This window comes from Pseudomonas japonica (assembly GCF_013522925.1).
Lineage (GTDB): Bacteria > Pseudomonadota > Gammaproteobacteria > Pseudomonadales > Pseudomonadaceae > Aquipseudomonas > Aquipseudomonas japonica_A.
The window spans coordinates 394,324-416,806 of the sequence record NZ_JAAMQU010000002.1; the positions used below are offsets into that span (position 1 = coordinate 394,324).

Consider the following 22,483-nt stretch of genomic DNA (forward strand, 5'->3'; position numbering starts at 1 on the left):
CGGCCCAGGGTGCCCGCCCCGTAAAACGAAAAAACCCGCCATAAAGGGCGGGTTTTTCGGGATTCAAAGGCGAGCACGGCAGCCTCTGAAATAGTGTTTGGCTCCGCGACCTGGACTCGAACCAGGGACCCAATGATTAACAGTCATTTGCTCTACCGACTGAGCTATCGCGGAACAACGGTGGCTATCTTACTGATAACGTTGAGGAAGTCAACGTTGCCTGAAGCCGGGGTGTGTAGGAGTCGGAACCGGTTCGCCGGCTGCGCCGGCTCCTACACGCGGAGCATTGAAGGCGTTACAACACCTTGATGATCGCCTCGGTCACCGCGCCCAGGTTGCTCTGGTTGAGCGCTGCGGCGCAGATGCGGCCGGTGTCCAGGGCATAGATGCCGAACTCGTTACGCAGGCGATGCACTTGTGCAGTGGTCAGGCCCGAGTAGGAGAACATTCCGCGCTGCTGCTTGATGAAGCTGAAGTCCTGCGCGGCGCCCAAGGCAGCCAGGCGATCGACCATGCCCACGCGCATGTCACGGATGCGGCTGCGCATTTCCGCCAGTTCCGCTTCCCACATGGCGCGCAGCTCCGGGCTGTTGAGCACGGTGGCCACGATCACCGCGCCATGGGTAGGCGGGTTAGAGTAGTTGGTGCGGATCACTCGCTTGATCTGCGACAGCACGCGGGTGCTCTCGTCTTTCGAGGCGGTGACCATCGACAGCGCGCCCACGCGCTCGCCGTACAGCGAGAAGGACTTGGAGAACGAGCTGGACACGAAGAAGGTGAGGCCTGCCTCGGCGAACAACCTTACTGCTTCAGCGTCCTCGGGGATACCGTCGCCGAAGCCCTGGTAGGCAATGTCCAGGAACGGCACATGGTCCTTGGCGCGAACCACGTCCAGCACCTGTTGCCAGTCTTCACGAGTGAGGTCTACCCCGGTCGGGTTGTGGCAGCACGCATGCAGCACGACCACCGAGCCGCTTGGCAGAGCGTTCAGGTCCTCCAGCAGGCCGGAACGGTTCACCCCATGGCTGGTCGCATCATAGTAGCGATATTCGCGTACCGGGAAGCCGGCGGTTTCGAACAGGGCACGGTGGTTTTCCCAGCTTGGATCGCTGATTGCCACTACCGCCTCGGGGCGCAGGCGCTTGATGAAGTCGGCACCCAGCTTGAGCGCGCCGGTGCCACCTACGGCCTGCACGGTGACCACACGGCCTTCGGCCAGCAACGGCGACTCGGCACCGAACAGCAAGGTTTGCACGGCCTTGTCATAGGCGGCGATGCCGTCGATGGGCAGGTAACCACGGGCGGCATGTTGGGCAACCCGTGCCTGCTCCGCTTCGATGACCGCACGAAGCAGCGGGATCTTGCCTTCTTCGTTGTAGTAAACGCCTACACCCAGGTTGACCTTTTCAGGCTGCGGGTCGGCATTGAAGGCTTCGTTGAGGCCGAGGATAGGATCGCGGGGCGCCAATTCAACAGCGGAAAACAGGCTCATTAGGGACCGTGGCTCTGTAGAGGAGAGTGAAAAAATCCGCACCAACGCGGTGCGCCAACGGTCGATGAGTATAGAGAGGGTTGCGCATGTTCGCGACAGCTAGTGTCCGATTTGTTCGTTTTTTTTTACACCCGTTAACACGGAGAATCGTGCTTTACCCTTCAGCTGTGTGTAACGCGATTTGACGACCTGTATAGCACCCCAGTACTGTTTATGGATACAGCCCTGCGGGGCGATTGAGGTAGCCCATGTCCGAATTCCAGCTTGTGACCCAATACAAGCCCGCTGGCGACCAGCCTGAAGCCATTCGCCAATTGGTGGAAGGCATCGATGCAGGCCTCGCTCATCAGACGCTGCTGGGTGTGACCGGGTCGGGCAAAACCTTCAGCATTGCCAACGTGATCGCGCAGATAAAACGCCCTACGCTGGTACTGGCGCCCAACAAAACATTGGCGGCGCAGCTTTACGGAGAGTTCAAGGCATTCTTCCCGAACAATGCCGTGGAATACTTCGTTTCCTACTACGACTACTACCAGCCCGAGGCCTACGTGCCGTCGTCGGACACCTTCATCGAGAAGGATGCCTCCATCAACGACCACATCGAACAGATGCGGCTGTCCGCCACCAAGGCATTGCTGGAGCGCAAGGACGCCATCATCGTGACCACTGTCTCGTGCATCTACGGCCTGGGTAGCCCGGAAACCTACCTGCGCATGGTGCTGCACCTGGACCGGGGTGACCGCTTCGACCAGCGCGAGCTGCTGCGGCGGCTGGCCGAGTTGCAATACACCCGCAACGAAATGGACTTCGCCCGCGCCACCTTCCGCGTGCGCGGCGACGTGATCGACGTGTTCCCGGCCGAATCCGACCTCGAAGCCATCCGCATCGAGCTGTTCGACGACGAAATCGAAAATATCTCGTCCTTCGACCCGCTCACCGGTGAGATCATCCAGCGCCTGCCGCGTTATACCCTCTACCCGAAAACCCACTATGTAACCCCTCGGGAAACCATCGTCGGGGCCATCGAAAAGATCAAGGTGGAGCTGGAAGAGCGGCTGGAATACCTGCGCGGTGCCAACAAGCTGGTAGAAGCCCAGCGGCTGGAGCAACGCACGCGGTTCGACTTGGAGATGATGCTGGAGCTGGGCTACTGCAACGGCATCGAAAACTATTCCCGCTACCTCTCCGGTCGGCCCGCCGGCGCGGCGCCGCCCACGTTGTACGACTACCTGCCGCCCGAGGCGCTGCTGGTGATCGACGAATCCCACGTGAGCGTTCCGCAGGTGGGGGCGATGTACAAGGGCGACCGCTCCCGCAAGGAAACCCTCGTGGAGTACGGCTTCCGCCTGCCCTCCGCGCTGGATAACCGCCCCATGCGGTTCGACGAATGGGAGGCGATCATGCCGCAGACCATTTTCGTCTCCGCCACGCCTGGCCCGTATGAGCAGGAGCACGCCGGCAGGGTGGTGGAGCAGGTGGTTCGCCCCACCGGCCTAGTAGACCCGCAGATCGAAATCCGCCCGGCCTCTACTCAGGTGGACGACCTGTTGTCCGAGATTCGCAAGCGCGTGGCGCTGGATCAGCGGGTACTGGTCACCACGCTCACCAAGCGCATGTCCGAGGACCTTACCGACTACCTCGCCGACCACGACGTTCGGGTGCGCTACCTGCACTCGGACATCGACACGGTGGAGCGGGTGGAGATCATCCGCGACCTGCGCTTGGGCACCTTCGATGTGCTGGTAGGGATCAACCTGCTGCGCGAGGGCCTGGACATGCCGGAGGTGGCCCTGGTGGCCATCCTGGATGCCGACAAGGAAGGCTTCCTGCGCTCGGAGCGTTCGCTGATCCAGACCATCGGCCGCGCCGCGCGTAACCTCAACGGCCGGGCGATCCTTTATGCCGACAACATGACGGGCTCCATGGAGCGGGCCATCAACGAAACCGAGCGGCGGCGGGAAAAGCAGATCGCCTTCAACGAAGCCAACGGCATCGTGCCCAAGGGGGTTGTGCGCGACATCGCCGACATCCTCGAGGGCGCCAACATCCCCGGTGGCAAGAGCAAGAAGCGCAAGGGCATGGCCAAGGCCGCGGAGGAAAGCGCCAAGTACGAAGCCGAGCTGCGTAGCCCGAGCGAGATCAACAAACGCATCCGCCAGCTGGAAGAGAAGATGCTCCAGTTCGCCCGAGACCTGGAGTTCGAAGCTGCCGCGCAAACCCGCGATGAAATCGGCAAGCTGCGCGAGCGGTTGCTGGCGGTGTAACCTGCGGATGCGCTGGGGTCGAAGGAGCCGATATGATCAAACTCGTAGCGATAGGGATGTTGGCGCTTGCCTGTATCCCCGCTGCCGAAGCAAGCACCCGCTGCGGCAGGGAACTGATCAATCCTGGCGCCAGGCTGGATGAAGTGCTGAGCCGCTGCGGGCCACCCGCGGCGCAGGCCAGCCAGCCTCCCGCGCTGCGCCCAAACGGGGTGCCACGAAAAGGCGCGACCAAAACCGATGTGCTGGTGTACGGCCCCAATGGCGGCGCCTGGAAATACTGGCGCTTCCAGAATGACGTGCTGATACGCGTGGATACCCGCCGGGAAGCCCCGGACGACCATCTCCTTTGATCTAGGCTTAAGCCTTCGCGAGCTGCGCCTGCGGCTCCGCTTGCTCCCACAAGGGCCGGCGCAACCCTGCTTATTCTGTAGGAAGCCTGGGCTTCTACCGGCCACCCGCCCGGCCTGCTACCATTCCCTGCTTTGTACTGTCCTGTCCGAGAGCCCTCCATGAGCACCGTTCGCACCCGAATCGCGCCTTCGCCCACTGGCGACCCCCACGTTGGCACGGCGTACATCGCCCTGTTCAACTACTGCTTCGCCAAAAAGCACGGCGGTGAATTCATCCTGCGGATCGAGGACACCGACCAGCTGCGCTCCACCCGCGAATCAGAGCAGCAGATTTTCGATGCCTTGCGCTGGCTCGGTATCGAATGGAGCGAGGGGCCGGACGTTGGTGGCCCGCACGGCCCGTACCGTCAAAGCGAGCGTGGCGAGATTTACAAGCACTACGCCCAGCAGCTGGTAGACGCCGGCCATGCCTTCCCATGCTTCTGCACAGCCGAAGAGCTGGACCAGATGCGTGCCGAGCAAATGGCCCGTGGTGAAACCCCGCGCTATGACGGCCGTGCCCTGTTGCTGTCCGCGGAAGAAGTGCAACGCCGCCTGGCCGCAGGCGAGCCTCATGTGATCCGCATGAAGGTGCCAAGCGAAGGCGTGTGCGTAGTGCCGGACATGCTCCGTGGCGACGTGGAAATCCCGTGGGACCGCATGGACATGCAGGTGCTGATCAAGACCGACGGCCTGCCCACCTACTTCCTGGCCAACGTGGTGGACGATCACCTCATGGGCATCACCCACGTGCTGCGTGGCGAGGAGTGGCTGCCGTCCGCGCCCAAGCTGATGAAGCTGTACGAGTACTTCGGCTGGGAGCAGCCGCAGCTGTGCTACATGCCGCTGCTGCGCAACCCGGACAAGTCCAAGCTTTCCAAGCGCAAGAACCCCACCTCCGTCACTTTTTACGAGCGCATGGGCTTCATGCCCGAAGCCATGCTCAATTACCTGGGGCGCATGGGCTGGTCCATGCCGGACGAGCGCGAGAAGTTTTCCCTCGACGAAATGGTCGAGCATTTCGACCTGTCCCGCGTATCGCTGGGCGGGCCGATCTTCGATATCGAGAAACTGTCCTGGCTCAATGGCCAGTGGCTGCGCGAGCTGCCGGTCGAAGAGTTCGCCGCGCGGGTGCGCAAATGGGCCTTCAATCAGGATTACCTGATGAAGATCGCACCGCTGGTACAAGGCCGGGTCGAAACCTTCAGCCAGGTCGCGCCCCTGGGTGGTTTCTTCTTCGAGGGCGGTGTGCGCCCGGATCCTGCCCTGTTTGCTTCCAAGAAGCTGACTCCGGATCAGGTTCGCCAGGTGATCCAGCTGATTCTCTGGAAGCTGGAAAGCCTGCGCCAGTGGGAGAAGGACCGTATCACCGCCTGCATCCAGGCCGTGGTGGACGCACTGCAGCTCAAGCTGCGCGATGCCATGCCGCTGATGTTCGCAAGCATCACTGGCCAGGCCAGTTCGGTGTCGGTGCTGGACGCCATGGAAATCATCGGCCCGGACCTCACCCGCTACCGCTTGCGCCAGGCGCTGGACCTGCTGGGTGGCGTATCGAAGAAAGAAAACAAGGAATGGGAAAAGCTGCTGGCTGACATCGGCTGACAGCCTGGGCTTGCGACCACGGAAGGGAAGGGCGTTGCGCTTGCGGCCCCTTTACCCCGTAAATTCGAGGCGCGGGCCCTAACCCTTTGAATGCCGGGAATAATTTTTTAAAAATTTCTGAAAATTAGTTTGACAGGGTAGGGGTGTCGTCTTAATATGCGCCCCGTCCACGACATGGTGCTGAAACAAGGCGCCGCGCTGTGGGGCTATAGCTCAGCTGGGAGAGCGCTTGCATGGCATGCAAGAGGTCGACGGTTCGATCCCGTCTAGCTCCACCAAATTCCTCGCCCCAGGTGTTGTAAACCTCGGGCAGGCCGGTTACCAGACCGGCCGGAAAGAAGGTCTGTCCCCTTCGTCTAGTGGCCTAGGACACCGCCCTTTCACGGCGGTAACAGGGGTTCGAGTCCCCTAGGGGACGCCATTTTCACCTGTATCGCTTCGGCGGTACACGCCGCCAGGCGTAAAATCGGGGCTATAGCTCAGCTGGGAGAGCGCTTGCATGGCATGCAAGAGGTCGACGGTTCGATCCCGTCTAGCTCCACCAATTTGCCAGGGCCTGCTACGGCAGGCCTGCTCGAAGGTTTGCGTCCCCTTCGTCTAGTGGCCTAGGACACCGCCCTTTCACGGCGGTAACAGGGGTTCGAGTCCCCTAGGGGACGCCACGTTTACCCCGATCTCCGGGAATCAAGGCTCATTCGATTATTGAATGGGCCTTTTGTTTTTCCGGCCCTATGGTGAGCGCAGGAGAGCATATGAACTGGGATCTGCCGTCACCCTTCACCCTCGACCTCCGTGTCAGCGCCGACGATATCGACGGGCTCGGCCACGCCAACAACGCCGTTTATGTTTCCTGGCTCGAGCGCTGTGCCTGGCGCCATTCGGGCTATCTTGGCCTGGACCTTGTCGAATACCGCCGGCTGGATCGCGCCATGGCGGTGTTACGCCACGAAATCGACTACCTGGCCGCCGCTTACGAAGACGACGAACTGGTAATGGGTACCTGGATCATCGACTGGGACCAGCGCCTGAAGATGAACCGCCGTTTCCAGCTCATTCGCCCTTCCGACGGCGCTACGCTGTTGCGTGCACAAACCACCTTCGTATGCATCGAGCTATCGACTGGCCGCCCCAAGCGCATGCCGAGCGAATTCATCGACGGCTATGGCTGTGCCATCCAGCCGGCCCCTGCCACACCTGAGAACTGAACCTATGCAACTCGCCCTGGCGCCTATGGAAGGGCTGGTCGATAACATCCTGCGCGACGTGCTCACCCGTGTGGGCGGCATCGACTGGTGCGTGACCGAGTTTATTCGCGTCTCGGACCGCGCCCTCCCGCCGTCGTCCTTCCTCAAGCTGGCGCCCGAGTTGGCCCATGGCAGCCAGACCCGCGCTGGTACGCCGTTGCACGTTCAGCTGCTGGGTTCTGATCCCGTGCTGCTAGGCGACAGCGCCGCCGTGGCCAGCGAGCTGGGCGCGCCGGTGATCGACCTGAATTTCGGTTGCCCGGCCAAAACGGTGAATCGCTCTCGCGGGGGCGCTGTGTTGCTCAACGAGCCCGAGTTGTTGCACGCGATCGTCAGCGAAGTGCGCCGCAGCACCCCCTCGCACATTCCCGTCACAGCGAAAATGCGTTTGGGTTACGCCAGCCCCTCCAGCGCCATGGACTGCGCTCGCGCGTTGGCCGATGGCGGCGCGGAGCGCATCGTGGTGCATGCCCGTACCAAGCTGGAAGGCTACAAGCCTCCGGCCCATTGGGAATGGGTGGCACGGGTACAGGATGTGGTAAAGGTGCCGGTGTATGCCAATGGCGAAATCTGGACCGTAGAGGATTGGCAGCGCTGCCGTGAAGTCAGCGGCGCGCAGCACTTCATGCTGGGGCGCGGGCTGGTCTCCCGGCCCGATCTGGCCCTGCAGATCGCCGCAGCAGCCCAGGGCAAGGCGGTAGTGCCCATGACGTGGGACGACCTGCTGCCCCTGCTGCAAGACTTCTGGCGGCAAGCCACCGCCAAGCTCTCGCCCCGCTATGCTCCAGGCCGGTTGAAGCAATGGGTGGCCATGCTCACCCGCAGCTATCCGGGCGCGGTAGAGCTGTTCACGGCGCTGCGGCAGGAAACCGACTGCACCCGCATCAGCGAAATGCTGGGCCTCGAGGCGCCTGTAGCTGCATAAAAAAAGCCGACGAACGGTCTTGAAAGCGTTAAGCGAGCCCCTATCTGTTAGGTACGCGATGCCGAAGTCGGGTCGCGGAATCAACTACTCGCTGAAATCTCAGGAGATCGTCATGAGCACTGCATTTTCCTTGGCTCCACTGTTCCGTCATTCCGTTGGCTTCGATCGTTTCAACGATCTGTTCGAGTCGGCGTTGCGCAATGAGTCGGGTAGCACCTACCCACCCTACAACGTCGAGAAACATGGCGATAACGAATACCGCATCGTCGTGGCTGCGGCAGGCTTCCAGGAGCAGGACCTCGACCTGCAGGTCGAGAAAGGCGTGCTGACCGTCACCGGCGGCAAGAACCGCGAGGGCGACACCAGCAGCATCACCTACCTGCACCAGGGCATTGCCCAGCGGGCCTTCAAGCTGTCCTTCCGCCTGGCGGACCATATCGAGGTCAAGGCGGCCGGCCTGCAGAATGGCTTGCTGAACATTGACCTGCTGCGTGTAGTGCCGGAAGAGGCCAAGCCAAAACGCATCCCGATCGGTGGTACGCAGCCTGTGCTGGAACATTGATCGCTCGACGCGAGAAGTGAAAAGGGGCGCCTGGTGGGGCGCCCCTTTTTTATTGCCTGACGATTCCTACAGGGCAAAAGGCCTCCTACGCGCCCACCAGCAGCTCCTTGAATTGCTCCAGCGGTACCGGGCGGCTGTACAAGTAGCCTTGGTAGTAATGGCACCCCAGCCGGTCGAGGAAATCCAGCTGCTCGGTCAGCTCTACCCCTTCGGCAATCACGGTCAGTTCCAGGCTGCGGGCCATGGCCACGATAGCGCGGATGATCTCGGCGTCGTTGGGGTCGTGGGTGCAATCGCGTACGAAGGACTGGTCGATCTTCAAGGTGTCCACCGGCAACCGCTTTAAGTAGGTAAGGGACGAATACCCCGTGCCGAAGTCGTCCATCGCAAAGCTCACGCCCAGCTTTTTCAGCGCGCGCATCTTGCTGATGGTGTCCTCCAGGTTCTGGATCACGATGCCTTCGGTGATTTCCAATTTGAGCAGGCTGCACGGCAACTGGTTGTGGCTGAGGCTGCGCTCGATGCGCGCGACGAAATCGGTTTGGCGGAATTGCCGCGGGCTGATGTTCACGCACAGGCTGAACTCCCTGGCATTGATCAACCCGGCCTGCAGCAGCCTGGCGCAGGCGCCGCAGGCTTCGTCCAGTATCCAGTTGCCCACATCCAGGATCAGCCCGCTTTCTTCCAGCACTTGAATGAACTGCGCCGGCGACTGCTGCCCCAGCTGCGGGTGCATCCAGCGCAGCAGCACCTCGGCACCGATGATGCGGTTATCGCGCGCGTCCACCTGAGGCTGGAAATGCAAATGCAGTTCGCCTCGGCTGAGGGCCAGGCGCAGGTCGTTTTCCATGCGCAGCCGCTCGCTGGCGGCCTTTTGCATGGCGCTATGGAACATCTGCGCGGTGTTACGTCCCGAGTCCTTGGCCCTATAGAGGGCGATGTCCGCGCGTTTTAGCAGGTCCGCCGGGCTGGTGCCGTGATCCGGGATAAGCGCCATCCCGATGCTCGGTGTCACCCGCAGCCGATGGCCGTCGAGGGACATTGGCTCGGCCAGCAGTTCGCGCAGCGTATCGGCCAAGGCACGTACCTCGGCGGTGACCTCGCTGCGGCTGCCTTCCAGGCCGCCCACCAGGATCACGAACTCATCCCCGCCCAGCCGCGCCACCGTGTCTTCCAGCCGCACGCTGGCTTCCAGCCGGGCGGTGACAATCTTGAGCACCGTATCGCCCACGGGGTGCCCGAGCGAATCGTTGATGTGTTTGAAATGGTCCAGGTCGAGGAACAGCAGCGCGCCGCGCTGGTTGTAACGCTTGAGCAGGGTCACTTGCTGGCTGATGCGGTCCATCAGCAACGCCCGGTTGGCCAGGTTGGTGAGGGGGTCGTGGTAAGCCAGGTGCTGGATCTGCGCCTGGGCGTTCTTGAGCTGGCTTACATCGCGCGCTGTCATCAGCATGCATGCGGTGTTGTCGAGCGTGATGGGTTCCAGGGTGATTTCGAGGATCAGGGGCTCGCCCGTCTTGCGCCGTGCGATGATTTCTCGATGGCGAACGCGGGCGAAGCGTCTCAGCTCCTCCTTGAGCATCGCCTGTTGATGCTCGTCACTCCACAGCCCCAGCTCCTCGGCGGTGCGCCCGATTACTTCGCCTGCGGTCCAGCCAAAGGTTTCGCAGAACGTAGGGTTCGCTTCCACGAAGCGGCCGGTGGCCTGCTCGCTTACGCACACCGGGTAAGGGCTGGCCTGGAACAGCCGCACGAATTTATCTTCGGAATGCAGCAGCCGTTGCTCTCGCTCCACCTGATCGGTGATGTCCAACAGCGTGCCGGCCATGCGCAGGGGCGCGTGGTCTGCGTCGCGGTGCAGCCGGGCGCGGGTTTCCAGGTAGCGGATAGCCCCCTGGCCTGCGTCCACGCGGTAGGTCATTTGATACTCGCTGCCACCCCCGGCGATCAGTTGCCGATACAGGTGGCGCATGGCCCGGCGGTCTTGTGCATTGATCTGCCGGAAGAACGCGGCAAAGCTTTGATGGAAGGGCGCGGCGGGCAGCCCGTGCAGTTGGGCGGCCCGGGGCGAGCCATAGAGCATGCCGCTGGGGATGTGCCAGTCCCAGGTGCCGAGCCGGGCGGATTCCAGCGCCAGGTCCAGGCGTTCCTGGCTGTCCTTGAGCAATTGTTCGGCGCGAATGCGTTCGCTGGTGTCCACGAAGGTGCTGAGCAGGAACGCGCGCCCGTCCAGGTCGATGTTCTGGCTGCAGAGGATGCCTTGGCGCAATTGCCCGGTAGCGGCGCGCAGGCGCACTTGCGTGATGATCGGTTCGTTGCTGGCAAGCGTCGCCAGCATCAGCTCCGTGCGTTCCGGCGGGTCGGCCCAGAGCGCGAGTTCCTCGGTGGTCTTGTTGATCACCTGATCGGCCGGCCAGCCGAGCACCTTTTCGAAGTGGTGGTTCACTTCGTAGATCAACCCGTCACTGCGGCGGGTGAGCATCACCACGTTCGGGCTGAGCTGGAACAGGGTGGCGAAGCGTTTTTCCGACGCGATCAGCGCGGCTTCACGCTCGCGCTGTTGAGTGATCTCCCGCACCACGCCCACCATGTGCGGGCGGCCGTCGCGGCCGCTGACCAGGCTGCCGCTGATTTCTATCCAATGCAGGCTACCGTCCGGCCAGCGAATCCGGTGGCGCATGGCCTGGTCCAGCGGTTCACCGCGCAGCACGGCCTCGAAGGCTTGCAGGGTGCGGGCCTGGTCTTCCTCAGGCAGCAAGTCCAGGTAGTCGATATCCTGTGCAAGCCGAACCTGGGGGTCGAAGCCGAACAGGGCCTGGGTGCTTCGGGACCAGTTGATCACCCCTTCCTCGATGTCCCAGTACCATGCGCCCAACCGGGCGCCGTTGAGCGCTGCGAGCAGTTGCGATGCACTTTCCCACAACGCTTCCGCTTCCCGAGGGTCAGCCGCCTGTATTCGCGGCAAACGAGCACGTGCTTTGAGGCTCTTGGGCATGAGGCCGGGCTTCCTTGATCGGGCAATTGCCTGTGTCTGTCATTCAGAGACAGTTTCTGCTTCCAGTAATGCCATGAACGCGCGCGCGGCGTTCGAGAGCGTTCTTTCCGTATGCACGATGTAGCCTAGCTTGCGGTTCAGCTGCACGCCCGGAAGTGACAGCCTTGTCACCTGGTCATCCAGCATGGTGCGCGGCAGCACGCTCCAGGCCAGCCCAATGGACACCATCATCTTGATCGTTTCAAGATAGTTGGTGCTCATGGCGATGTTGGGGGTAAGCCCTTGTGCCTGGAACAAATGCCGCACGATGTGGTGAGTAAAGGTGTTGCCGCCCGGGAACACCGCAGGGTGGCGGGCGATGTCTTCGAGCGATACCTGTTTCTGACGGGCCAGCGCATGCTCAGGCGCGGCCACCAGGTCCAATGGGTCGTCCCAGATCTGCACCGCCTTTACAAGGCCGTAGGGCTCGGGTGCCAGCGTGATCACCGCCAGTTCGGCGCGGCCATGGAGAATTTCTTCATAGGCCACTTCAGAATCCAGAAACTGGATATCCAGCGCTACGTTGGGATAGCGGCGGGTGAAGGCCCTTAATAAAGGCGGCAACCGGTGCAAGCCAATGTGATGGCTGGTCGCAAGGGTCAGCCGGCCGGTGACTTCGCCGTTGAGGTTGCTCAAGGCCCGGCGGGTGTCGTCCAGCACGTTGAGAATCTGGTAGGCGCGTGGCAGCAAGGCCCGCCCGGCCTCGGTCAGGCTCACCTCGCGGCCCAGCCGATCGAACAGCCGAGTATTGAGTTGGGCTTCCAGCCCGGCGATACGTTTGCTGATAGCCGGCTGGGTGAGATGGAGGCGCTCGCCTGCATTAGAGAAGCTGCCGGTTTCGGCCACACTGATAAACGCGCTGAGGTTTGCCAGATCCACGCGGTGAAATTCCTTGTTGTTATCCAGAACATAAAAATTATGAATTTGAGTTATTCAATCTAACGCCATAGCATCTCTATCACAAGCAGAGGCACCTCAATCGAGCAGCGACAAAACGCCGCCATGCCACTGCCACAAGTCATAGCCTGACGAGGAACCGATCGATGGCCGGTAGAACGCTTTACGACAAGCTTTGGGATGCTCATTTGGTCAAGCAGCGGGACGATGGCTCGGCGCTGATCTATATCGATCGCCACATCGTTCACGAAGTGACCTCACCCCAGGCTTTCGAAGGGCTAAGGCTGGCCGGCCGTACTCCGTGGCGCGTGGACAGCATTGTCGCTACCCCCGACCACAACGTACCGACCACCCCCGAGCGCAAGGGCGGCATCGAGGCCATCGCCGACCAGGTATCGCGCCTGCAGGTGCAAACCCTCGACGACAACTGCGATGAGTACGGCATTACCGAATTCAAGATGAACGATGAGCGCCAGGGCATCGTTCACGTGATCGGCCCGGAGCAGGGCGCGACCTTGCCGGGCATGACCGTGGTATGCGGCGACTCCCACACCTCCACCCATGGTGCGTTCGGCGCGCTGGCCCATGGCATCGGCACCTCGGAAGTGGAGCACGTGCTCGCGACCCAGTGCCTGGTGGCCAAGAAAATGAAAAACATGCAGGTACTGGTCGAGGGCACCTTGCCCTTCGGTGTTACCGCCAAGGACATCGTGCTGGCGGTGATCGGCAAGATCGGCACCGCAGGCGGTAATGGCCATGCGATCGAATTCGCGGGCAGCGCCATCCGTGACCTGTCCGTTGAAGGCCGCATGACCATTTGCAACATGTCTATCGAGGCCGGCGCCCGTGTGGGCCTGGTGGCGTGCGACGAAAAGACCATCGCCTACGTGAAAGGTCGCCCGTTCGCCCCAAGCGGCGATAACTGGGAAAAAGCCGTTGCCGAATGGCAGGGCCTGACGTCCGACGACGACGCCCATTTCGATACCGTGGTGCGCCTGAACGCCGCCGAGATCAAGCCGCAGGTCAGCTGGGGTACGTCTCCAGAAATGGTGCTGGCGGTGGACCAGGCCGTTCCAGACCCGGCCGCGGAGGCCGATCTGGTAAAACGCGGCTCCATCGAGCGCGCCCTCAAGTACATGGGCCTGCGTGCCAACCAGCCGATCACGGATATTCGCCTGGACCGTATTTTCATTGGTTCCTGCACCAACTCGCGGATCGAAGACCTGCGCGCCGCTGCTGAGGTTGCCAAGGGCCGCAAGGTCGCCGCCACCATCAAGCAGGCGATCGTGGTGCCTGGCTCCGGCCTGGTGAAGGCCCAGGCCGAGCGGGAAGGGCTGGACCGCATCTTCATCGAAGCGGGCTTTGAATGGCGCGAACCGGGCTGCTCCATGTGCCTGGCCATGAACCCGGACCGCCTGGAATCCGGCGAGCACTGCGCTTCCACCTCCAACCGCAACTTCGAAGGGCGCCAGGGTGCTGGCGGCCGTACCCACCTGGTAAGCCCGGCCATGGCCGCGGCCGCCGCCGTGGTCGGCCACTTCGTAGACGTCCGTGAACTGTCCCAGGAGAGCGCAGCATGAAAGCTTTCACCCAGCATACCGGCCTTGCCGCGCCCCTGGATCGCGCCAACGTCGATACCGACCAGATCATTCCCAAGCAATTCTTGAAGTCGATCAAGCGCACGGGGTTCGGCCCCAACCTGTTCGATGAATGGCGCTACCTGGATGTGGGCCAGCCCTACCAGGACAATTCCAAGCGCCCGCTCAATACCGAATTCGTGTTGAACCATCCACGCTACCAGGGCGCCAGTGTATTGCTGGCCCGGGAAAACTTCGGTTGCGGCTCCAGCCGTGAGCACGCGCCTTGGGCGCTGGACGAATACGGCTTCCGCTGCGTGATTGCCCCCAGCTTCGCGGACATCTTCTTCAACAACAGCTTCAAGAATGGCCTGCTGCCGATCATTCTCGATGCCAGCGACGTGGATGAACTGTTCCGTCAGGTGGAGGCCGAGCCCGGTTACCAACTGGCCATCGACCTGGCCGCGCAGACCGTCACTCGTCCCGATGGCAAGGCGTACAGCTTCGAGATCGACGAATTCCGCAAGCATTGCCTGCTGCATGGCCTGGACGACATCGGCCTGACCCTGCAGGATGCCGACGCTATCCGCGCCTTCGAAACCCGGCACAAAGCAGCGCAGCCCTGGCTGTTCCGCTGATCCCCCAGGCGCCACACATTTACCGGCACCCCGTGGGGTGCCGTTTTGCATAAGAAGAGGAACGCATGAGCAAGCAGATCCTGATTCTCCCCGGCGACGGCATTGGTCCTGAAATCATGGCCGAGGCGGTCAAGGTGCTCAATGTCGCCAACGAGCGCTTCAAACTCGACCTGAGCCTGACCGAAGACGTGATCGGTGGCGCCGCCATCGACCGCCACGGTGTACCTCTGGCCGACGAAACCCTGGAGCGCGCCCGCGCGGCCGATGCCGTGCTGCTGGGTGCCGTGGGCGGCCCGAAGTGGGACAAGATCGAGCGGGACATTCGCCCGGAGCGCGGCCTGCTGAAAATCCGCGCCCAATTGGGCCTGTTCGCCAACCTGCGCCCGGCCATCCTCTATCCGCAACTGGCCGATGCCTCCTCGCTCAAGCCGGAAATCGTCGCCGGGCTGGATATTCTCATCGTGCGTGAGTTGACCGGCGGCATCTACTTCGGCGCCCCTCGCGGCACCCGGGAGCTCGAAAACGGCGAGCGCCAGGCCTACGACACGCTGCCCTACAGCGAGAGCGAAATCCGCCGTATCGCTCGAGTGGGCTTTGAAATGGCACAGGTGCGCGGCAAAAAACTGTGCTCGGTCGACAAGGCCAACGTCCTTGCGTCCAGCCAGCTGTGGAGAGAGGTGGTCGAGGACCTTGCGAAGGATTATCCTGAGGTCGAGTTGAGCCACATGTATGTGGACAACGCCGCGATGCAGCTGGTACGGGCACCCAAGCAGTTCGATGTGATGGTCACCGACAACATGTTCGGCGACATCCTCTCGGACGAAGCGTCCATGCTCACCGGCTCCATCGGCATGCTGCCCTCGGCGTCCCTGGATGCCCGCAACAAGGGCATGTACGAGCCCTGCCACGGTTCCGCGCCAGACATCGCGGGCCAGGGCATCGCCAACCCGCTGGCCACCATCCTCTCGGTGTCCATGATGCTGCGTTACAGCTTCAACGAAACCGAAGCGGCCGCAGCCATCGAAGCGGCAGTCGGCAAGGTGCTCGATCACGGCGTGCGCACCGGCGACATATGGTCGCAAGGCTGCACGAAGGTCGGTACGCAGGAAATGGGCGACGCAGTAGTCGCGGCCCTGCGAAATCTGTAATCTCTCGGGCCCGCCGCTCCGTCTGCAAGGGGCGGCGGCCCACTTTTTTCAAGGGTGTAGTTGCGATGAAACGTGTAGGTCTGATCGGTTGGCGCGGTATGGTCGGTTCCGTGCTCATGCAGCGGATGCTGGAAGAGCAGGACTTCGACCTGATCGAACCGGTATTTTTCACTACCTCCAACGTGGGCGGTGAAGGTCCTGCCGTGGGCAAGGATGTCGCGCCGCTCAAGGATGCGTACAGCATCGAGGAACTGAAAACCCTGGACGTCATCCTCACCTGCCAGGGTGGCGACTACACCAGCGAAGTGTTCCCCAAGCTGCGTGAAGCTGGCTGGCAGGGCTACTGGATCGACGCCGCGTCCACCTTGCGCATGCAGGATGACGCCGTGATCGTGCTCGACCCGGTCAACCGCAAGGTGATCGACCAGCAGCTCGATGCCGGTACCCGCAACTATGTGGGCGGCAATTGCACCGTCAGCCTGATGCTGATGGGCCTGGGCGGCTTGTTCGAAGCCGGCCTGGTGGAATGGATGAGCGCCATGACCTATCAGGCGGCGTCCGGTGCCGGCGCGCAGAACATGCGCGAGCTCATCCGCCAGATGGGCGCTACCCACGCCGCAGTTGCCGATGACCTGGCCAACCCGGCCAGCCCCATCCTCGACATCGACCGCAAGGTGGCTGAAGCCATGCGCGGCGAAGCGTTCCCTACCGAGCAGTTTGGTGTACCCCTGTCCGGCAGCCTGATCCCGTGGATCGACAAGGAGCTGCCAAACGGGCAAAGCCGCGAGGAATGGAAAGGCCAGGCCGAGACCAACAAGATCCTCGGCCGCTTCAAGAACCCCGTTCCGGTCGACGGTATCTGCGTGCGCATCGGTGCCATGCGCTGCCACAGCCAGGCGCTGACCATCAAACTGAACAAGGATGTGCCGATCGCCGACATCGAAGGCATGATCAGCCAGCACAACCCTTGGGTGAAGCTGGTGCCTAACCACCGCGAAGCCAGCATGGCCGAGCTCACGCCTACTCAGGTGACCGGTACGCTGAACGTGCCAGTAGGCCGCCTGCGCAAGCTCAACATGGGTTCGCAGTTCCTCGGTGCTTTCACCGTGGGTGACCAGTTGCTCTGGGGCGCCGCCGAACCGCTGCGCCGCATGCTGCGTATCCTGCTGGAACGCTGATACGCGCAAGGCCCTTCGCGGCTGGTGTGATGTTTCCCGTTCCGGAAACACCGCGCCAGCCGCGTTTTCGTTTTCTCTGCTGAAGGAAAGGCAATGTCCGTCACTTTCGATGTCGCCGTGGTTGGCGCTACCGGTACCGTGGGTGAAACCCTGGTACAAATCCTCGAAGAGCGTGAGTTCCCGCTGGGCCAGCTGTACTTGCTGGGCAGTGAGGCTTCGGTGGCCCAGTCGGTACCGTTCCGTGGGCGCAACGTGCGGGTGAAAGCGCTGGACGGCTTCGACTTCCAGCAGGTGAAGCTGGTGTTCTTTTGCACCGGTGAAGCGGTCAGCCAGGCCTATGTGAGCAAGGCCCGCGCCGCGGGCTGTACGGTAATCGACCTGGCGGGAGGGCAGGGCACGCCCGTGGTGGTACCAGAAGTAAACCCTGGCATCGCAGAAGGCCTTGCCATGCCGGCGTTGATCGCCAGCCCGGGTAGCGTGGCGACGGGCCTTGCCCTGGCGCTGGCGCCGCTGATGCCGTTGCTTGAAATAGAGCAGGTGAACGTTACCGCGTGCCTCTCCATGTCCTCCAAAGGGCGTGATGCCATCCGCGAGTTGGCGCGCCAAACCACCGAACTGCTGAATGCCCGGCCCTTGGAGCCGCGGGTGTTTGACCGCCAGGTGGCCTTCAATCTGCTGCCCCAGGTGGGCGAGCCCGATGCCGCTGGCCACCTCGCGCTGGAAAAACGTGCGCACCGTGAATTGCGCGAACTGCTTGGCCTGCCTTTACTCAAAGCATCCATCAGTTGCATCCAGGCACCGGTATTCTTTGGTGACAGCCTTGCCGTGAGCGTACGCTCCAGCACGCCTGTCGATCTCGAAGCCGTGTGTGCCGCGCTGGAAACGGCACCTTCCGTAGAGTGGACGGGTGCCGACGATTATCCGACCGCAGTAGGGGACGCCGTGGGCCAGGACGTGCTCTACGTGGGCCGCGTACGTACCGGGTTGGATGACGCCTGCGAGCTGAACCTCTGGCTGACGCTGGATAACGTGCGCAAGGGGGCCGCGCTGAATGCGGTGCAATTGGCGGAATTGTTGATAAAACGCCTTTCCTAAAAGATACTTGGGAATACTTTACATAAAGTTTCTTGGTTCACGATGTGAGTCCGGCACGCACAAAAGGATCTGGCCATGGTTCAAGTTCGCAAACTGGTCTTGGCGATAGCCGCTGCCACCGCGCTGTCATCGGGTATGGCGCAAGCCCTGGAACTGGGCGAGCTCACGTTGAAATCGGCGGCCAATCAGCCGCTTGTCGCGGAAATCGAGCTGCGTGATGTCGCTCAGCTCACCGCTCCGGAAATCGTGCCGGGCCTTGCCTCCTCCGAAGAATTCGCGCGCGCCGGGCTGGACCGCCAGGCCTTCCTGAACCAGTTGAGCTTTACCCCGGTGATCAACCCGGGCGGGCGCAGCGTGATTCAGGTCACGTCCCCCGCGCCCTTGCCCGAGCCTCTGCTCAAATTCCTGGTGCAAGTGATTTACCCCAGCGGCCGCCTGATGCGCGACTACAGCGTGCTGGTCGACCCGTCCCGCTTCTCCCCGCAAGCCGCAGAGGCCGCCGCGCCGCCTGCCACGCCGGCGGTTACCGCGCCCGCTTCGGCGAACGCCCGGGAATACACCACCACCAATCGCGACACGCTGTGGGAAATTGCCGCGCGCTTCCGTGAGCAGGCCTCGGTACAGCAGACCATGCTTGCGATTCAGGCGATGAACCCGGACGCGTTCCAGGACGCCAACATCAACCGCCTGCGCGCGGGGCAGGTGCTGCGCCTGCCGGATAACAGCGACGCTACTGCCCTGCCGCAGCCAAAGGCCATCGCCGAAGTGGCGCGGCAGAACGCTGCCTGGCGCGAGGGGCGGCGGTTGGGCCCTCGTGCGCAGCAACTCGATGCCACGCGCGGCAACGGGCGCGGCAATGCCCCGGCGCCGGCGCAGGGCGACAACCTCAAGCTGGTGTCCGGGGAAGCGGCCAACGAGCGCGCCCGTGGCCTGGCCGGTGACAACAAGGTGCTGTCAGACAAACTGGCGGTGACCCAGGAAAGCCTGGACAGCGCGCAACGGGAAAACAGCGAGCTGCAGAGCCGCATGGCAGACCTGCAAAGCCAGTTGGAAAAGGCTCAGCGCCTGCTGCAACTCAAGAGCGATCAATTGGCGCGCCTGGAGGCTGCAGCCTCGGGCACCCCGGCTTCCAACGCCGCCGAGCCTGCGGCTGTGCCGGAAGGTACCGCCCCGGCCGACGGCCAGCCGGCTATCAATGCCCAGCTCGCGCCGCCGCCCGAAAGCCAGGAGGCTCCCGCAGAAGGCGCTGCCACGCCAGCACCTGCGCCGGCGGCAAACGATCCTGCGGCAGTGCCGCCTGTGGTCGCCGAGCCCGTGGCCGAGGAGGCCCCGAGCAACCCTTGGGTACTCGGTTCCGCTGCCGGGCTAGCTATCGCCGCGGTACTGCTGGCCGCCTGGCTGCTGGCGCGCCGGCGCAAGGCCCAGCAGGAATCCGAACGCCACGCGCGCATGGCGCGTGAATTGTCCGAGGCCCAGGAGTTTCGTTCCGAGGACTTCGACCTCCCGTCCACCAGCTTCGAAGGGCTAGGTACCCCCGCGCCGAGTGTCCGCCTTACGCCGGCGATGGTTGCTGCGTCCGCCGCTGCCGCCCAGGCCGCGGAGGCGCCGGTGTACCAACGGCCGAGCACGCCCCCACCGAAAAATGAACTGCCCACGGTTGCCTCGCTGGTGGTAGCGCCCGCTGCAGACGATGCGCTTACCCAGGCTGACGATCAGATCACGCAAGGCCGCTACACCCGGGCCAGCGACATCCTGGAAGCCGCCATCGAGGCAGAGCCTGATCGCAGTGACCTGCGCCTCAAACTCATGGAAGTGTTCGCTCATCAAGGCGACCGTGACGGGTTTGTGGCCCAGGAGCGGCGACTGATGGCAACCGGCGCCAACCACGCGCGGGTCAATGAACTCAAAGCGCGCTTCCCGGCGATGGCCGGAGTCGCCGCTGGCTTGAGCGCCGCGGCAGTGGCGGCGGAACTGGACGCTCAATATGTGAAGGACCTGCTGCAGGACGAGCCAAACGCGCCTGAGCCCATCGGCGATGTGTTCGACACGGATTTTGACCTGAGCCTGGATGGCATTGAAACGGCCCCTGAGGAGCCGGCCCCGGCAGTAGAGCAGGCGCCGGCGCGCGCTGTTCCACGGGACGAACTGGATTTCGAGTCGCTGCTGCGTGAACGTACCGCCTTGCAGGCCTCCGAGGCACCGCCTGCCGAGCCGGATGTAGCGCCCGATGAGCCTGCGCCTTCGCCCGTGGACGAACTGCACGAGGTTGATCCGCTGGACATTGACCCCATCCCTGACGAAGCGCCGGACGATGCCGCAGTGCTGTCGGACCATGAACGGCTGGAGGATTTCGACCTGTCGCTGTCCGACGACGAGAAAGAGGATCAGGACCGTTTCGCTGCCGACGTGAACGATGTCAATTCCCAGCTCGACCAGCTGTCACGCAGCCTCAGCGAGGCCTCGGCCGGCAATAGCCTGCACAGTGCCCAGGGCGCCGATGAAGGGCTGGACGAGTTTGATTTCCTGGCCGATTCGGATGAAGTGACCACTAAACTGGACCTTGCCCGTGCCTATATCGAAATGTCGGACGCCGAAGGTGCCCGGGATATTCTCGATGAGGTGCTCAAGGAAGGTAACGTGGCGCAACAGAAGGAAGCTCGCAAGATGCTCGCCGCCTTGAGTTGAGCGCGGTAGTTTATCTCCCGACGGCAGCCGCGCAGGCTGCCGTTGTCGTTTTTCTGGATATGGGTTTCAAGCAGTGACTATCTACCAAAGCGCGGCGGACGAAGTTGCCGCCGACGGTTACACCCGCATTGCATTGGGTGTGGAATACAAAGGCTCACGCTATAACGGCTGGCAACGCCAGGCCGACGGCGTGCGCAGCGTGCAGGAAACCCTCGAGCGGGCGCTTTCCAAGGTGGCGGCGTGCCCGGTGTCGGTCATGTGTGCCGGGCGCACGGATGCTGGGGTGCATGCCTGCGGGCAGGTCGTGCACTTCGATACGCAGGCCGTTCGACCCGAGCGCGCCTGGGTAATGGGCACCAACGCCGAATTGCCCAGCGACATCAGCGTGACCTGGGCGCGGCCGATGCCACGCGACTTCCATGCCCGCTTCAAAGCGATGTCCCGGCGTTACCGCTACGTCATCTACAACGACCTTATTCGCCCGGCGCACCTGGCCGATGAGGTGACCTGGAACCATCGTCCGCTGGACGTCGAGCGTATGGCGGAAGCGGCGCAGCCGTTGCTTGGCACCCATGACTTCAGCGCGTTCCGCGCCAGCCAGTGCCAGGCCAAGTCCCCGATCAAGCAGATGCATCACCTGCGTATCAGCCGTCACGGCCAGATGATCGTCATTGACGTTCGTGCCAATGCGTTTTTGCATCACATGGTGCGAAACCTTGCCGGGGTGCTGATGGCGATCGGCTCTGGTCAGAAGCCCGTCACCTGGGCAGAAGAAGTGCTGCAGGGGCGGGAGCGCCGCCAGGGCGGCGTCACGGCGCATCCCTATGGGCTTTACCTGGTGCACGTGGAATATCCGGATAGCTATGAAATACCGTCGAGATATCTCGGGCCACATTTCCTTACAGGCTTCTGCGGCCTGGAAGGCTGACGCCCCAAGGTGCTTTTGCTAACATGCCAGGCTTTCCGCAAGCGCTGAGGTAGTAGCCCGATGGCCGCCGTTCGCAGCAAGATCTGTGGTATTACCCGCGTCGAAGACGCTCTGGTGGCGGCGCATGCCGGTGCCGACGCCATCGGCCTGGTGTTCTACCCTCGTAGCCCCCGGGCGGTTACCGTCCTCCAGGCGCGCGAAATTATCAACGCCTTGCCCCCTTTCGTTACCACGGTGGGGCTCTTCGTCAATGCCAGCGCCTGTGAAATCAACGAAACACTGGATGCCGTCGCCCTCGACCTGCTGCAGTTTCATGGGGACGAAACGCCCGAGGAATGCGGTCGTTACGGGCACCCGTATATCAAGGCGCTGAGGGTTCGGCCCGAAGATGATATCGCCGAGGCGTGCAGGCGCTACAAGGGCGCCAGCGGCCTGTTGCTCGATGCGTTCGTGGAAGGTGTACCCGGCGGCACCGGTTTGGCGTTCGATTGGGGGCTGGTTCCGGCGGAGCTGGACAAACCCATCATCCTGGCCGGGGGGCTCACCCCCGAAAACGTCAGCGAGGCCATCGAGCAGGTGCGGCCGTACGGGGTGGACGTAAGCGGCGGGGTAGAGCGCAGCAAGGGCATAAAGGACGCCCGTCGCGTGGAGGCATTCGTCAAGGCTGTGCGCTCCTGGCGTTGACTTGCCCGGGCGGTATGGCAATGTGACGGCGGCGACCTTGCCGCCGTCGTACGTTTCTAGCGTGCCTTGCAGGCCCCACAAGGTGGCCCGGTACGCCTATAGCTATTTTCGAGAGGGTGAAGCGTCACGCGCTCCCCTGGT

Annotated in this window: 17 protein-coding genes and 5 tRNA genes; 18 read left to right on the top strand and 4 right to left on the bottom strand. The window is 62.7% G+C overall.

Annotated elements, in window-relative coordinates:
• Positions 1 to 98: 98 nt before the first annotated feature.
• A tRNA-Asn gene (locus G7016_RS04540) sits at positions 99 to 174 on the bottom strand.
• A gap of 121 nt (positions 175 to 295) precedes the next feature.
• Positions 296 to 1,492, bottom strand: a complete 1,197-nt coding sequence (locus G7016_RS04545) for an amino acid aminotransferase (protein ID WP_181111646.1) — start codon at positions 1,490 to 1,492, stop codon at positions 296 to 298.
• 248 nt (positions 1,493 to 1,740) lie between these two features.
• On the opposite strand from G7016_RS04545, the gene uvrB reads away from it, so the two are divergent.
• The 10 genes from uvrB (at position 1,741) to G7016_RS04595 (ending at position 8,478) form a co-directional block, all read left to right on the top strand.
• A complete protein-coding gene (gene uvrB, locus G7016_RS04550; protein ID WP_181111647.1) occupies positions 1,741 to 3,756 on the top strand; it encodes an excinuclease ABC subunit UvrB in 2,016 nt (671 codons plus the stop codon).
• Between the two features lie 32 nt (positions 3,757 to 3,788).
• On the top strand, positions 3,789 to 4,106 hold the full coding sequence (locus tag G7016_RS04555; protein WP_181111648.1) for a DUF2845 domain-containing protein: 318 nt from the start codon (positions 3,789 to 3,791) through the stop codon (positions 4,104 to 4,106).
• Between the two features lie 159 nt (positions 4,107 to 4,265).
• Positions 4,266 to 5,747 (top strand): glutamate--tRNA ligase, encoded by a 1,482-nt coding sequence (gene gltX / locus G7016_RS04560; RefSeq protein ID WP_181111649.1) that lies wholly within the window; start codon positions 4,266 to 4,268, stop codon positions 5,745 to 5,747.
• A 202-nt stretch (positions 5,748 to 5,949) separates the two neighbouring features.
• A tRNA-Ala gene (locus G7016_RS04565) sits at positions 5,950 to 6,025 on the top strand.
• A gap of 67 nt (positions 6,026 to 6,092) precedes the next feature.
• Positions 6,093 to 6,168, top strand: a tRNA-Glu gene (locus tag G7016_RS04570).
• A gap of 47 nt (positions 6,169 to 6,215) precedes the next feature.
• A tRNA-Ala gene (locus G7016_RS04575) sits at positions 6,216 to 6,291 on the top strand.
• 42 nt (positions 6,292 to 6,333) lie between these two features.
• A tRNA-Glu gene (locus tag G7016_RS04580) sits at positions 6,334 to 6,409 on the top strand.
• 90 nt (positions 6,410 to 6,499) lie between these two features.
• Positions 6,500 to 6,952 (top strand): acyl-CoA thioesterase, encoded by a 453-nt coding sequence (locus G7016_RS04585; protein WP_181111650.1) that lies wholly within the window; start codon positions 6,500 to 6,502, stop codon positions 6,950 to 6,952.
• A gap of 4 nt (positions 6,953 to 6,956) precedes the next feature.
• A complete protein-coding gene (locus tag G7016_RS04590) occupies positions 6,957 to 7,916 on the top strand; it encodes a tRNA dihydrouridine synthase (RefSeq protein WP_181111651.1) in 960 nt (319 codons plus the stop codon).
• A gap of 112 nt (positions 7,917 to 8,028) precedes the next feature.
• On the top strand, positions 8,029 to 8,478 hold the full coding sequence (locus tag G7016_RS04595) for an Hsp20 family protein (protein ID WP_181111652.1): 450 nt from the start codon (positions 8,029 to 8,031) through the stop codon (positions 8,476 to 8,478).
• Positions 8,479 to 8,563: 85 nt separating this feature from the next.
• Here the strand turns inward: G7016_RS04595 and G7016_RS04600 are convergent, their stop codons facing one another.
• Both G7016_RS04600 and G7016_RS04605 read right to left on the bottom strand, forming a co-directional pair.
• Complete coding sequence (locus G7016_RS04600) at positions 8,564 to 11,473, bottom strand: EAL domain-containing protein (protein WP_181111653.1); 2,910 nt, start codon at positions 11,471 to 11,473, stop codon at positions 8,564 to 8,566.
• A 39-nt stretch (positions 11,474 to 11,512) separates the two neighbouring features.
• Positions 11,513 to 12,391, bottom strand: a complete 879-nt coding sequence (locus G7016_RS04605; RefSeq protein WP_181111654.1) for a LysR family transcriptional regulator — start codon at positions 12,389 to 12,391, stop codon at positions 11,513 to 11,515.
• Between the two features lie 164 nt (positions 12,392 to 12,555).
• Here G7016_RS04605 and leuC point away from each other — a divergent pair, with 164 nt between their 5' ends.
• From leuC to G7016_RS04645, 8 genes are all read left to right on the top strand, one after another.
• Positions 12,556 to 13,989 carry a 3-isopropylmalate dehydratase large subunit gene (leuC, locus tag G7016_RS04610; RefSeq protein WP_181111655.1) on the top strand — a complete coding sequence of 478 codons (1,434 nt, stop codon included), beginning with the start codon at positions 12,556 to 12,558 and terminating at the stop codon, positions 13,987 to 13,989.
• A complete protein-coding gene (gene leuD, locus G7016_RS04615; protein WP_181111656.1) occupies positions 13,986 to 14,624 on the top strand; it encodes a 3-isopropylmalate dehydratase small subunit in 639 nt (212 codons plus the stop codon). The genes leuC and leuD overlap by 4 nt, the downstream gene beginning before the upstream one ends.
• A gap of 65 nt (positions 14,625 to 14,689) precedes the next feature.
• Positions 14,690 to 15,772 (top strand): 3-isopropylmalate dehydrogenase, encoded by a 1,083-nt coding sequence (leuB, locus tag G7016_RS04620; protein ID WP_181111657.1) that lies wholly within the window; start codon positions 14,690 to 14,692, stop codon positions 15,770 to 15,772.
• 65 nt (positions 15,773 to 15,837) lie between these two features.
• A complete protein-coding gene (gene asd / locus G7016_RS04625) occupies positions 15,838 to 16,950 on the top strand; it encodes an aspartate-semialdehyde dehydrogenase (protein WP_181111658.1) in 1,113 nt (370 codons plus the stop codon).
• A 93-nt stretch (positions 16,951 to 17,043) separates the two neighbouring features.
• On the top strand, positions 17,044 to 18,045 hold the full coding sequence (locus tag G7016_RS04630) for an aspartate-semialdehyde dehydrogenase (protein ID WP_181111659.1): 1,002 nt from the start codon (positions 17,044 to 17,046) through the stop codon (positions 18,043 to 18,045).
• Positions 18,046 to 18,120: 75 nt separating this feature from the next.
• Entirely contained in the window at positions 18,121 to 20,730 is a 2,610-nt protein-coding gene (locus G7016_RS04635) for a FimV/HubP family polar landmark protein (RefSeq protein ID WP_181111660.1), read from the top strand.
• A 73-nt stretch (positions 20,731 to 20,803) separates the two neighbouring features.
• A complete protein-coding gene (gene truA / locus G7016_RS04640; protein ID WP_181111661.1) occupies positions 20,804 to 21,658 on the top strand; it encodes a tRNA pseudouridine(38-40) synthase TruA in 855 nt (284 codons plus the stop codon).
• Between the two features lie 60 nt (positions 21,659 to 21,718).
• The gene (locus G7016_RS04645) at positions 21,719 to 22,342 is read left to right on the top strand and encodes a phosphoribosylanthranilate isomerase (protein ID WP_181111662.1); all 624 of its coding nucleotides are present in this window, start codon (positions 21,719 to 21,721) and stop codon (positions 22,340 to 22,342) included.
• Positions 22,343 to 22,483 lie beyond the last annotated feature (141 nt).